The sequence below is a fragment of the Acinetobacter bereziniae genome (assembly GCF_016576965.1).
Lineage (GTDB): Bacteria > Pseudomonadota > Gammaproteobacteria > Pseudomonadales > Moraxellaceae > Acinetobacter > Acinetobacter bereziniae.
The window spans coordinates 922,434-936,389 of the sequence record NZ_CP066119.1; the positions used below are offsets into that span (position 1 = coordinate 922,434).

Here is a 13,956-nt window from a genome sequence, read left to right on the forward strand (position 1 = left end):
AATTTCACAGAATTTGTATTAAATAGGAAGCCAAGCCAATGGCTGAAACTGAAATTGCTATGCCAGAATCAACTCCAGTTGATTCCCGCCCAGCATTTGCGATTGTAGAAGATCTCAAAGCCAAATTTGGTGAGAACTTTTACGTGCAACCGACGTTTGAAGATTTTCCAACGGTCTGGGTTGAGCGCGCACGTGTACAAGAAGTTTTAATGTACCTGCGTACAGTGCCACGTCCTTATGTGATGCTGTTTGACTTATCTGCGGTAGATGAGCGTTTGCGTACTCACCGTGATGGTTTACCTGCATCAGACTTCACTGTGTTCTATCACTTGCTTTCATTGGAACGCAATAGTGATATTCGTATTAAAGTGGCGTTGAATGAGAATGATATTAACATTCCAACAGCAACCAACATTTGGCCGAATGCTAACTGGTACGAGCGTGAAGCATACGATATGTTTGGGATCAATTTCGAAGGGCATCCGATGCTCCGTCGTATTTTGTTGCCAACGTATTGGGAGGGTCATCCGTTACGTAAAGAATATTCTGCACGTGCGACGGAATATACGCCGTATATGCAAGACAAAGCCAAACAAGATTTCGAGCAAGAACATCTTCGTTTTGTTCCAGAAGATTGGGGTTTAAAACGCGGTAACGCAGATGAAGACTTCATGTTCTTGAACTTGGGTCCAAACCATCCATCTGCTCATGGTGCATTCCGTGTTATTTTGCAGTTAGACGGTGAAGAAGTAAAAGACTGTGTGCCTGATATCGGTTATCACCACCGTGGTGTGGAAAAGATGGCTGAACGTCAAACTTGGCATTCATTCATTCCTTATACTGACCGTGTAGATTACCTGGGTGGTTGTGCGCAAAACATGCCTTATGTGATGGGTGTGGAGCAAATGGCAGGGATCACTGTTCCTGACCGTGCGCAATGTATCCGTGTCATGATGTCTGAATTATTCCGTATCAATAACCACTTGTTGTATATCGGTACTGCGATTCAGGATGCGGGTGGTATGACACCTGTATTCTATATGTTCGCGGACCGTCAAAAAATCTATGACGCAATTGAAGCGATCACAGGTTTCCGTATGCATCCAGCTTGGTTCCGTATTGGTGGTACAGCACATGATCTTCCAAACAACTGGCAGAAACTGATTCGCGAAATTCTCGAATGGATGCCAAAACGTTTGAAGGAATATCATACTGCGGCGCTTAAAAACTCTGTCTTTGTTGGTCGTACCCGCAATGTTGCGCAATACGATGCAAAATCGGCATTGGCATGGGGTGTAACAGGTACTGGTTTACGTGCAACAGGTATTGACTTTGATGTGCGTAAATATCGTCCTTATAGTGGCTATGAAAATTACGATTTTGAAGTGCCATTGGAGTACGAAGGCGATGCTTATGCACGTGTGATGGTTCACTATCGTGAAATTGAAGAATCATTGAAAATCGTCAAACAGTGTTTGGATAATATGCCTTCGGGTCCTTATAAAGCGGATCATCCATTGGCAGTTCCACCACCAAAAGATAAGACTTTACAAGATATTGAAACTTTGATTACGCACTTCTTGAGCGTGTCATGGGGTCCTGTAATGCCAGCAGGTGAAGCGTCTGTAATGGCAGAAGTGGTAAAAGGTGCGTCTAACTATTACTTGACTTCTGATAAGTCAACGATGAGCTATCGTACCCGTATTCGTACACCAACTTTCACCCACTTGCAGCAAATTCCTTCCGTGATTAACGGCAGTCTTGTATCTGACTTGATCATTTATTTAGCGACAATTGACGTCGTTATGGCTGACGTGGATCGCTAAGGGGTAAACGCATTATGATGATTTTGACTGATAAAAAGCCACGTGTGAATGTTGAAGGGATTCTGACCAGCGAAGAAATCCATGAAATTGAACATCACATGGGGCATTACCCATACCCACGCGCAGCGTCTTTGGATGCCTTAAAGTGTGTACAACGCCGTAACGGTTGGGTAGATGATGCGCAGTTACATGCAATTGCTCAATTATTGACAATTACAACTGCGGATTTGGAAGGTGTTGCAACATTCTATAACCGTATTTACCGTCAACCTGTGGGTCGCCACGTAATTTTATTATGTGATTCGATTGCATGTTTCTTGATGGGTGCGGAAACTTTAGCAGAAGCTTTCCAACGCGAACTGGGTATTCAATTTGGTCAAACGACAGCTGATGGTCGTTTTACTTTATTGCCGATCTGTTGTTTAGGGAACTGTGACAAAGGTCCAACCTTAATGATTGATGAAGATACTCACGGTTTGGTTGAAGTGACTTCTGTGAAACAGTTATTGGAGAAGTATGTATGAATACCGAACCAAGACCAATATATGGCGACGGAAACCCTGAAACTCACCCATTAACATGGCGTTTGAGTAAACAGGAATTTGTTCGTAGTGCTGATGACTATGAAGCTTTAGAAGGCTATGCAGGCTTTAAAAAAGCGCTGTCTATGCCACCTAAAGATGTTCTTGAAGTCATCAAAGCAGCGACTGTAAAAGGTCGTGGTGGTGCAGGTTTCCCAGCAGGGATTAAATGGTCATTGATGGCACCGAATGATGGTGGTCCTCGTTACCTGATCTGTAATGCCGATGAAATGGAACCGGGTACATTCAAAGACCGTTTGTTGATGGAAAAACTTCCACATCAATTGATCGAAGGAATGTTGATTGCAGGTTATACCCTTGAAGCTACGCAAGGCTATATCTTCATTCGTGGTGAGTACATTGAAGCTGCTCAATACTTAAATGAAGCTTTAGAGCAAGTTCGTGCTAAAGGTTATTTGGGTGACAACATCTTAGGTACAGGTTGGAACTTTGATCTCCATGTACATACAGGTGCGGGGCGTTATATCTGCGGTGAAGAAACTGCGTTGATTAACTCACTCGAAGGTCGCCGTGCCAATCCACGTACTAAACCTCCATTCCCGCAAGTTGCAGGGGCATGGGGTCGTCCTACGATTGTGAATAACGTTGAAACCTATAACAACTTGCCTGCAATTATGTTGCGTGGTCCTGAGTGGTATATCGGTTTGTCTGCGGGTAAATCTAAAGATCCAGGCACTAAAATCTATGGTGCATCAGGAAAAGTTACTTTCCCTGGGTTATGGGAATTACCATTCGGTACAACTGCACGTGAAGTGATTGAAGACTATGCTGGCGGTATGCGTGATGGTCTTAAGCTTAAAGCATGGTTGCCGGGTGGTGCATCAACGGATTTCTTGGCTGCTGAGCACATTGATCTTCCAATGGATTCAGAAAGCATTATGAAAGCAGGTTCTCGTCTAGGGACATGTTTGTTAATGGTGGTTGATGAAACCCAATGTATGGTTTCTGCGACCCGTAACTTAGAAGAATTCTTTGCACGTGAATCATGTGGTTTCTGTACACCATGCCGTGATGGTTTACCTTGGGCAGTGAAAGCACTTGTCGCTATTGAGAAGGGCGAAGGGAAGATGGAAGACATTCAACATCTTCAAGAACTGACTCGTAAGTTATGGATTGGTAAAACATTCTGTGCTCACGCACCAGGTGCGATGGAACCATTGATGGGTGCACTCAAATATTTCCGTAGCGAGTTTGAAGCTAAAGTGACAGATCGTCCTGTAGCCCAAGCCAGCCACGTAGAACAAGTTTAAGGAATTCGACTATGGCTACAATTCATGTCGATGGAAAATCGTACGAAGTCAATGGCTCGGAAAACCTGCTACAAGCATGTTTGAGTCTTGGCATCGACATCCCATATTTTTGTTGGCATCCAGCTTTAGGTTCTGTCGGTTCTTGCCGTCAATGTGCTGTTACTCAATATGCGAATCCAGAAGATACTCGTGGTCGCTTAGTAATGTCATGTATGACTCCTGCATCTGACAATACCTATATTTCGATTGAAGACAAAGAAGCAAAAGATTTCCGTGAGTCTATCGTGGAATTCTTAATGACCAACCATCCACACGACTGTCCAGTCTGTGAAGAAGGTGGTCATTGTCATCTTCAAGATATGACTGTGATGACACAACACGACCGTCGTCGCTATCGCTTTACTAAACGTACACACCATAACCAAGAGTTAGGTTCTTTCATTGCACATGAAATGAACCGTTGTATCGCATGTTATCGTTGTGTTCGTTACTATAACGATTATGCAGGTGGTACAGATTTTGGTGTTTATGCCAATGCATCACGTGTTTACTTTGGTCGTCCAGAATCAGGAACTTTAGAGTCTGAATTCTCTGGTAACTTGACTGAAGTTTGTCCAACAGGTGTGTTTACCGATAAAACACATTCGGCACGCTATAACCGTAAATGGGACATGCAGTATGCGCCAAGCGTATGCCAAGGCTGTTCTTCAGGTTGTAACATTTCACCGGGTGAACGTTATGGTGAATTACGTCGTGTAGAAAACCGTTTCAACGGTGAAGTTAACCAATACTTCTTGTGCGATAAAGGTCGTTTCGGTACAGGTTATGTGAACCGTGAAGATCGTCCACGTCAGCCACAGTTCCGTAATGGTGCAGATGTTGAAATCGTTTCTGTAGATACAGCACTTGATACAGTGATCGCAAATGTTCAGAGCAAAAAAGTCTTGGGTATTGGTTCACCACGTGCATCATTAGAATCAAACTACGCATTGCGTGAGTTGGTGGGTCAGCAAAACTACTCAACAGGGATGTCTCAAAAAGAGCAAAACTTGGTTGAGTTGGCTGCATCGATTATGCAGGCTGAGGGTGTTTATAACCCAGGTATGCGTGAGATTGAAAGCTATGATGCTGTCTTGATTCTCGGTGAAGATCTTACTCAAACAGCACCGCGTATGGCATTGTCAGTTCGCCAAGCTGCGAAAAACAAAGCCAAACAAATGGCAGCAGACCGCCGTACTCAAGATTGGTTGGCTGAACCAGTAAAACGTATTGGTCAGGATGAAAATTCTCCGATTTATATCTTGGCTGCGACACAAACACGTTTAGCTGATGTGGCTGCGGGTGAAGTTGTTGCTTCTCCAAACGACATTGCACGTTTAGGTTTTGCTGTTGCTGCTGCTGTAAAAGGTGAGGCAATTCTTGGTTTAGATGACGATGCGAAAGCATTTGCTCAAACTGTTGCGGATACATTAAAAGCTGCGAAAAAGCCATTAATCATCTCTGGAACAAGCTTACAAGATGCTGCCATCATGGAAGCTGCTGCACAGGTTGCGCAGAATCTAGGTGAAAATGCAGGTTTAACATTGACGGTTCCTGAAGTGAACTCAATGGGCTTGGCACTGTTCGGTGGTTTAAGCTTAGAGCAAGCATTTGCACAAGATTATGATTCAATCATTATTGTTGAAAATGATCTATTCCGTCGCTTACCAGCAACTCAAGTAGAAGCTGCATTAGCCAAAGCGCAAAGTGTGATTGTGCTTGATCACTCTGAAACTGAAACTGTAAATGCTGCAGATGTGGTTCTTTCTGCTGCAAGCTTCGCTGAAGGCGATGGTACGGTGGTCAGTCAAGAGGGACGTGCACAACGTTTCTACCAAGTTTATGATCCAAGTTACTACAAACCAGAGTATGCCATTAAAGAATCATGGCGCTGGTTGCATGCCATTGAAACAGGTGTGCAAGGTAAAGCGATTTCATGGACCTTGTTGGATGATGTGATTGAATCTGTTGTGAAAAATGTTCCAGCATTGGAAGCGATTCAAGATGTTGCGCCTGATGCAGGCTATCGTGTTCATGGTTTGAAAATTGCCCGTGAACCACGTCGTTACTCAGGTCGTACTGCAATCCGTGCACCGTTGAACGTACATGAGCCGAAACAACCTGTCGATGTCGATACCGCATTAACATTCTCAATGGAAGGTTATGTTGGACCACAAAATGCATCGTCATTGGTACCATTTGCATGGGCACCGGGTTGGAACTCTCCACAAGCTTGGAATAAATACCAAGACGAAGTAGGGGGGCACCTGAAAGGTGGTGATTCTGGTGTTCGTTTATTTGATCGTTTAGTGAAACGTCCTGCTCGTAGCTATGTTGCGCCAAGTGCAGTTGTAAACAATCCAGACAGTTTCCGTCTTGTTCCAATGCATCATATTTTTGCTTCTGGTGAATTTACAGTAAAAACACCAGCGATGGAGTCACGTATTCCAGAAGCTGCTTTTGCTGTAGGTGAACAAGATGCAGCACGTTTGAATGTTCAAGATGGTCAACAACTGATCGTCCAAGCTGGTGAAACGACAATCAGCCTTCCTGTGCATGTGATTGAGTATTTACCAACAGGTTATATCGGTTATCCAGTTGGACAAGCTCCAACCGTTTCACTTGCTGAACCTGTATCTGTAACGGTGGGAGTGTAATCATGAATGAATCTTTACGCGCCCTACCGACTTGGGCACAAGACTGGCCGATTGCTTATTCGGTCATTCAAGCGATTGTGATTTTGTTGGTTGTGGTTTTGCTTGCAGCATTGATGTCTTTTATTGAGCGTCGTTTGCTTGGTTTATGGCAAGACCGTTATGGTCCGAACCGTGTAGGTCCGGGCGGGATGTTCCAGATCGTTGCTGACATGCTTAAAATCATGTTTAAAGAAGACTGGACGCCTAAGTTCGTTGATAAACTGACTTTCCGTTTAGCACCAGCAGTTGCGATGGCAACTGCGGTACTGTCATTTATGGTCATTCCTGTTTCACCTTATTTAGGTGTTGCAGATATGAGCATTGGCTTATTGTTCTTTATGGCAATGGCAGGTATCGCTGTTTATGCTGTGTTATTTGGTGGTTGGGCTTCAAACAACAAATATGCATTGCTTGGTGGTCTACGTTCAGCAGCACAAACCATTTCTTATGAAGTCTTCTTAGGGATTTCATTGATGGGTGTGGTTGCGATTGCTGGTTCATTCAATTTGCGTGAAATCGTAGAAGCACAACGTGATGTATGGTTTGTGGTTCCACAATTCATTGGTTTCATGATCTTTGTGGTTGCTGGTGTTGCAGTAACACATCGTCACCCATTTGACCAACCAGAAGCTGAGCAAGAGTTGGCAGAGGGTTACCACGTTGAGTATGGTGGTATGAAATGGGGGATGTTCTTCGTTGCTGAATACGTCAACATCATCCTGATTTCAGCACTGATCGTGACTTTATTCTTCGGCGGTTGGTTAGCACCATTTAATTTAAATATTCCATTCATTCCAGATGCGTTCTGGTTCATTGCGAAAACAGCATTCTTTGTAATGATGTTTGTCTTGGCTCGTGGTTCTTTAATGCGTCCACGTTATGACCAAGTGATGAATTTTGGTTGGAAAGTGTGTTTACCACTTGCATTGGTCAACCTTTTGGTGACTGGTGCTGTGATTCTGATGAATCAAGCCTAGGACAGCAGGGAGTACAAAATGTATAAAATTCTAGCTGGCGTAGGATCAATTGTTCGTTCGTTGTGGATGGTGTTTAGCCATGTCACACGCAAACGCGATACGATTTTATATCCAGAAGTTCCAGCCGAGCAAATCGTACCTCCACGTTACCGTGGTCGTATCGTACTAACACGTGACCCAGACGGTGAAGAACGTTGTGTTGCGTGTAACTTATGTGCGGTTGCATGTCCTGTTGGCTGTATTTCATTACAGAAAGCTGAAAAAGAAGATGGACGTTGGTATCCAGAATTCTTCCGTATTAACTTCTCACGCTGCATTTTCTGCGGTATGTGTGAAGAAGCATGTCCAACAACTGCAATTCAGTTAACACCAGACTTTGAGCTTGGTGAATATGTACGTCAAGATCTTGTGTATGAGAAAGAAAACTTACTCATTTCAGGTCCAGGTAAATATCCTGACTACAATTTCTACCGTGTGACTGGTATGACGATTGATGGTAAAGAAAAAGGTCAAGCGCAGCGTGAAAGCGCGCCTGTAGATGTACGGAGCTTATTACCATGATGTGGCCATTTTATTTAATGGCTCTTGTGGCCATTGTTTCTACGGTTCGTGTTGTGACTAACGCGAATCCTGTACATGCTTTATTAAGTTTGATCGTTTCATTACTTGCAGTTGCAGGTATGTTCTTGACGATTGGTGCACCATTTGCAGCTGCACTTGAAGTGATTGTTTATGCCGGTGCGATCATGGTGTTGTTCGTATTCGTTGTGATGATGCTCAATCTTGGTCAGCATACAGTTGACCAAGAACGTAAATGGTTGACTTCAGATGCTTGGGCTTATCCAGCACTCATGAGCTTTTTAATGGGCTTATGTTTAGTTTGGGTATTGGGTTCAGATCATGTACAGCAGGGTGCTGTACTTGGAACTCAAGTCATTGGTCCTAAAGTTGTTGGTCAAGCACTCTTTACCCACTATTTATTATTGGTTGAAGTTGCCGCGATGTTATTGCTTGCAGCCTTGGTTGCAGCATTCCACTTAGGCAAACGTGAACCAAGTGCAGAAGAGGATAAACAGTAATGGGCAACATTCCTTTAGAACATGGTTTGATCGTTGCATCTATTCTTTTTGCACTGGGTTTTTACGGTGTAATGGTGCGACGCAATTTATTATTTATGTTGATGAGCCTTGAGATCATGATGAATGCAGCCGCATTGGCATTCGTTGTGGCAGGAAGTGCATGGGCACAACCTGATGGTCAAATTATGTTTATTTTGATCCTTACTCTTGCTGCGGCAGAGGCGTGTATCGGTCTTGCGATCGTCCTTCAGTTCTACCATCGCTTCCATCATCTGGATGTAGATGCTGCTAGTGAGATGCGCGGATGAGCTATTTATATTTAACAATTTTATTTCCGCTCATTGGTTTTGTCCTTTTAGCGGCAGGGCGTAATAAACTTCCTGAAAATGTAGCAGCCATTATTGGTGCAGGTTCTGTTGGTCTTTCAGCATTATTTGCATTGCTTGCAGGCATGGACTTTGTAAAACAGGGTTCAGTTGCTCAAGCACAGCATTTGTGGACTTGGTTTAATGTGGGTGGTTTTGCGCCAGGCGTAAGTTTGCATCTTGATGGCTTATCATTATTGATGATGGGCATGATCACAGGTGTGGGTTTCTTGATCCATATCTTTGCAACTTGGTATATGCGTGGTGAAGAAGACTTTGCTCGTTTCTTCTCATATTTCAACTTATTCGTTGCCAGCATGTTGGTGTTGGTTTTGGGTGACAACTTAGCGTTGTTATTCTTAGGTTGGGAAGGCGTAGGTCTGTGTTCTTACCTGTTGATTGGTTATTACTATCAAAATCCTGCAAACGGTTTTGCTGCAATCAAAGCATTTACAGTGACTCGTGTGGGTGATGTATTCTTACTGATCGCATTGTTCTTGCTTTACCAACAATTTGGTACTTTGCATATTGGAACGATCGTTGCCAATGCTTCACAAGTTTTAGCCCTTGATCACAACCTTGCACTTTGGACATCGTTGATGTTGTTCTTGGGTGCTGCGGGTAAATCTGCACAAATCCCATTACAAACGTGGTTGGCAGATGCAATGGCTGGTCCTACACCAGTATCTGCATTGATCCATGCTGCAACAATGGTAACAGCAGGTGTTTACTTGTGCTGCCGTATGTTCTCTGTGTTTGAAATGACACCAGAAGTAATGCAGTTCATTTCGATTACTGGTGCAGTGACATTGCTCGTTGCAGGTTTTGCTGCCTTGGTGCAAACGGACATCAAACGTATTTTGGCTTACTCTACAATGAGTCAGTTAGGTTATATGTTTATGGCTGTAGGTGCTGAAGCATACCAAGCTGGTCTGTTCCATATGCTTTCACACGCATTCTTTAAGGCATTATTATTCTTGTCTTCAGGTGCAGTGATTCTGGCTTACCATCACGAGCAAAACATCTTCAAGATGGGTGGCTTGTTCTACAAAAACAAATTCTTATTCGCTTGTTTTGCAATAGGTGGTGGTGCACTTGCTGCAATTCCATTTATTACGATCGGCTTCTTCTCTAAGGATGCAATCTTGGGTGCTGTTTGGGCGCAAGGTCAATCTGTAGCACTGTATGGCTCATTGTATTGGGTTGGTGTTGCTGGTGCATTCCTGACTTCGATTTATACTTTCCGTTTAATCTGGGTGGTATTCTTCGGTGAAGAAAAAACACATTATCACGAAATCAAAGGTGCGACTTATTGGGCGCCTTTAGGTATCTTGGCTGTTCTTTCAACTGGTTTGGCTTATTTCTTAAAAGCGCCAGTCATGAATGTTTTAAATGCTGCTCATATTCCTGCATTTGAAGTATCAAAAGCAGTTGAAGAAGGTATGCATGGTGCAGAACACCTTGCTGTAGGTATCGCATTGGCTGGTTTAGCAGTAGGTGTTGTATTATTTGCATTTGCTTATAAAGCGGTTAAAGGCTTTGCAGCAACTTCATTTGGTGCTGGGCTTGCGAATATTTGCCGTAATGCATTTGGTTTCGATTCTTTATATAACCTTGTATTCGTTCAACCTTATTTGCTTATTGCGAAAATCTTAGGTCGTGATCCAATTGATGGCTTATGGCTTGTCTTACCTGCAATCGTAAAAGGTGGTAATAAATTTACAAGTACCCGTCAAACAGGTTCATTACGTGAATATGCATCAAGTATGTCACTCGGTGTAGTGGTATTGCTGATGATCTTGATCGTGATTCAGGTAGTGGGGAAATAAGATGGAAATCACAAACAATTGGATTTTACCCGCACTGATTCTTGTACCTTTTATTGCAGGTTTCGCGTGTTGGTTAGTCGATAAACTTGATAAACATTTGCCTCGTTATATCGCATTAGTGGGAATGCTCATTACTTTGGGCTTAACCGTTATTTTGTGGAAACAAGGTGGATTTGATTATGCTTTAGGCGGTCAAGCGCCGACTTGGGCAGCTGAGTTCTATGTCCCTTGGATTAAAACACTGGGTATTAACATTCACTTAGCGGTCGATGGTCTTTCGCTTCTTATGGTCGGTTTAACAGCATTACTGGGTGTACTTGCTGTTGGCTGTTCATGGGGCGAAATTCAAAAGAATGTTGGTTTCTTCCACTTAAACCTTTTATGGTCATTGGGTGGGGTAATCGGGGTTTTTCTTGCAATTGATATGTTCTTATTCTTCTTCTTCTGGGAGATGATGCTGGTTCCTATCTACTTCTTGATCGCACTTTGGGGTCATAAAGGTGCAGATGGTAAATCACGTGTTTACGCAGCAACCAAGTTCTTTATTTATACCCAAGTCGCGGGTCTCATCATGCTTGTTGGCATATTGGGGCTGGTGATCATTGGTTATAGCACGGATGGTCGAATCGGGTTTGGTTATACGCACTTGATGAGTGTTGCAAATGCATTAGACGCTAATCCTAGTACAGCTGGTTATGCTTATGCATTGATGATCTGTTTGTTTATTGGTTTTGCCGTAAAACTTCCAGTCTTCCCATTGCATGGCTGGTTACCGGATGCCCATGCGCAAGCGCCAACAGCAGGTTCTGTAGACTTAGCCGGTATTTTGATTAAAACTGCTGCATACGGTTTACTTCGTTTTGTAATGCCTTTCTTCCCTGCAGCATCTGCACAGTTTGCTGATATTGCAATTATTTTCGGTTTGATTGGTATTTTCTACGGCGCTTGGTGTGCTTTCCAGCAAACGGATATGAAACGTTTGTTGGCGTATACTTCTATTTCACACATGGGCTTCGTATTACTTGCACTTTATGCAGGTAATATCCTGACATTCCAAGGCTTAATGATCATGATGTTGGCACATGGCTTGTCATCTGCTGCATTATTCATTATGTGTGGTCAGGTCTATGAGCGCTTACATACACGTGATTTACGTTTGATGGGCGGTATTCGTGGTCAATTCCAGTATCTACCATTCTTCTTAATGTTCTTTGTATCAGCACTTGTGGGTATCCCAGGTCTAGGTAACTTTATCGGTGAATTCCTGATCCTTATGGGCTCATTTGCCAAGTTCCCAACATTTACAATTATTGCTGCGATTAGCTTAGTCTTTGCTGGTCTTTATGGTCTAATTCTGATTCATAAAGCATTATTTGGTACACCAAATGAAGCACAGAAGCCACATTATGAAAGTCCGTTAAAAGACTTAAATACACGTGAAACTGTGATTTTATTGGTCTGCGCACTTGGCTTACTTTGGTTAGGTGTACATCCACAAACATTCCTTGATATTTCAAACTCAAGTATGGCGTGGTTAGCAAATAGCTATATTCCAGTTCAAGAAATTGTCGATACAGCTCAACAAGTTGTATCTCAACAAAATGTGGAGATCCAATAGTCATGAACTTCACTATGTCATTTTCGGATCTCATGCCTTTAGCACCAGTTTTTATTGTTGCATTGACAGCGATTGTGGTGATGATTCTGATTGCGATTAAACGTAATCACAATCTGATTGCAACTGTTTCGGTGATTGGTTTAAACCTTGCTTTGGCAAATATATTATTTACTTTGTTTGGTAAGGCATTTGTTCCAGGACCAGTCATGAACATGTTTATGGTTGATCCATTTACATTGTTCTACCAAGTGATGATTTTAATTGCCGCATTGGCTTGCTGCACATTGTCACATGCATATATTGAAACTTATAAAGACAACCGTGAAGAATTGTACCTGCTTATGCTGATTTCAGTTTCAGGTGCAATGTTGATGGTTGCAAGTTCTCATTTTGCATCGTTCTTTATCAGCCTTGAATTGATGTCTATTCCTATATATGGCTTATTGGCATATACCTATCAACGTGGAAAATCGCTCGAAGCAGGTGTGAAGTATCTTGTACTTTCTGCGACAGCTTCTGCCATGTTGTTGATGGGAATGGCTTATGTCTATTCAGCAGTCGGTTCTCTGTCTTTTGCAGGTCAAATTGATGATTTGTTCTGGAAATTGAGTAAAACTCAAAATCCAGAATTGATTATGGCAATCCAATCGGCACTTGGGCAATATCATCAACTGATCGAAACACCAATGGTCATTATTGGTTTGGGTCTGATTATTGCAGCTGTGGCATTTAAACTTTCTCTTGCGCCATTCCATAAATGGACACCAGATGTTTATCAAGGTGCACCTGCACCGATTGCGACGTTTCTTGCAACAGTTTCAAAAATTGCAATGATCGGATTGTTGGTACGTTATTTATTGTCTTCAGGCGTGATTGGCATTGAATCAATTCAGACGGTTATCGTTGTTATTGCAGTTCTTTCAATCCTTGCAGGTAACTTACTTGCAGTGCGTCAAGTCAACTTGAAGCGTATTTTAGCGTATTCATCAATCGCTCATTTTGGTTATCTACTTCTTGGTTTAGTGAGTGCTTCATTCCTTAGCCTGACATCTGTTGGTGTATATGTATTTACTTATGTCATCACAACCATCGGTGCTTTCGGTGTGGTTGCCTTGATGTCTAGTCCATACAATAATGTTGATGAAGCTGAGTCACTTGCGGATTATCGTGGTTTATTCTGGCGTCGCCCTGTGCTTACTGCAACTTTAACAGTCATGATGTTATCTCTAGCAGGGATTCCATTGACTGCTGGTTTCATTGGTAAGTTCATGTTAGTGATGACCACTGTGTCTCAACAACACTGGTTCTATGCAGCAATGATCATCATTGGTAGTGGTATTGGTTTGTACTATTACTTACGTGTCATGATCGTTCTGTATATGACACCACCAGATACACCACGTATTGATGCAGATAAGCATTGGGGGCAAAAAGCAGGCGGTATTATGGTTCTTCTTGCTGCCTTATTGGTACTGGTATTTGGTGTTTATCCAGATCCGATTATCGCTTTGGCACATGGTGCTCAAATCGTTGCGCCTTTGCATATCATTTTGCAATAATCTGATGAAAGTAAGCGATTAACAAAAAAAGCCCTCATTTGTTGAGGGCTTTTCTTATCTCTTATATAAAAAACAATTATAATAGCGGAAATTTACTTTTATCCTTTTAGGTAATC

At 42.6% G+C, this 13,956-nt stretch carries 11 protein-coding genes; all 11 read left to right on the forward strand.

Translation table 11 applies throughout. The features are described from left to right. Positions 1 to 38: 38 nt before the first annotated feature. Genes nuoC through nuoN form a run of 11 tightly spaced genes read left to right on the forward strand, consistent with a single transcriptional unit; the run spans position 39 to position 13,840 of the window. Entirely contained in the window at positions 39 to 1,826 is a 1,788-nt protein-coding gene (gene nuoC, locus I9192_RS04280) for an NADH-quinone oxidoreductase subunit C/D (protein WP_100884589.1), read from the forward strand. Between the two features lie 14 nt (positions 1,827 to 1,840). Then, the gene (nuoE, locus tag I9192_RS04285; protein ID WP_004722839.1) at positions 1,841 to 2,350 is read left to right on the forward strand and encodes an NADH-quinone oxidoreductase subunit NuoE; all 510 of its coding nucleotides are present in this window, start codon (positions 1,841 to 1,843) and stop codon (positions 2,348 to 2,350) included. Next, on the forward strand, positions 2,347 to 3,678 hold the full coding sequence (gene nuoF, locus I9192_RS04290; protein ID WP_004827942.1) for an NADH-quinone oxidoreductase subunit NuoF: 1,332 nt from the start codon (positions 2,347 to 2,349) through the stop codon (positions 3,676 to 3,678). Before nuoE ends, nuoF begins: the two co-directional genes overlap by 4 nt. Positions 3,679 to 3,689: 11 nt before the next feature. Continuing rightward, positions 3,690 to 6,374, forward strand: a complete 2,685-nt coding sequence (nuoG, locus tag I9192_RS04295) for an NADH-quinone oxidoreductase subunit NuoG (RefSeq protein ID WP_005030884.1) — start codon at positions 3,690 to 3,692, stop codon at positions 6,372 to 6,374. Between the two features lie 2 nt (positions 6,375 to 6,376). Next, a complete protein-coding gene (gene nuoH, locus I9192_RS04300) occupies positions 6,377 to 7,390 on the forward strand; it encodes an NADH-quinone oxidoreductase subunit NuoH (RefSeq protein ID WP_004827946.1) in 1,014 nt (337 codons plus the stop codon). An 18-nt stretch (positions 7,391 to 7,408) separates the two neighbouring features. Then, positions 7,409 to 7,951: an NADH-quinone oxidoreductase subunit NuoI gene (gene nuoI, locus I9192_RS04305; protein ID WP_005030883.1), complete on the forward strand. Its 543-nt coding sequence runs from the start codon at positions 7,409 to 7,411 to the stop codon at positions 7,949 to 7,951. After that, complete coding sequence (nuoJ, locus tag I9192_RS04310; RefSeq protein WP_171066809.1) at positions 7,951 to 8,469, forward strand: NADH-quinone oxidoreductase subunit J; 519 nt, start codon at positions 7,951 to 7,953, stop codon at positions 8,467 to 8,469. Before nuoI ends, nuoJ begins: the two co-directional genes overlap by 1 nt. Then, positions 8,469 to 8,777: an NADH-quinone oxidoreductase subunit NuoK gene (gene nuoK, locus I9192_RS04315; protein ID WP_004827952.1), complete on the forward strand. Its 309-nt coding sequence runs from the start codon at positions 8,469 to 8,471 to the stop codon at positions 8,775 to 8,777. The genes nuoJ and nuoK overlap by 1 nt, the downstream gene beginning before the upstream one ends. Beyond that, positions 8,774 to 10,663, forward strand: coding sequence for an NADH-quinone oxidoreductase subunit L (gene nuoL, locus I9192_RS04320; protein ID WP_004827954.1), 1,890 nt, complete (start codon positions 8,774 to 8,776; stop codon positions 10,661 to 10,663). Before nuoK ends, nuoL begins: the two co-directional genes overlap by 4 nt. 7 nt (positions 10,664 to 10,670) lie before the next feature. Beyond that, complete coding sequence (nuoM, locus tag I9192_RS04325) at positions 10,671 to 12,281, forward strand: NADH-quinone oxidoreductase subunit M (protein ID WP_171248754.1); 1,611 nt, start codon at positions 10,671 to 10,673, stop codon at positions 12,279 to 12,281. A gap of 32 nt (positions 12,282 to 12,313) precedes the next feature. After that, complete coding sequence (nuoN, locus tag I9192_RS04330) at positions 12,314 to 13,840, forward strand: NADH-quinone oxidoreductase subunit NuoN (protein WP_370469251.1); 1,527 nt, start codon at positions 12,314 to 12,316, stop codon at positions 13,838 to 13,840. Positions 13,841 to 13,956 lie beyond the last annotated feature (116 nt).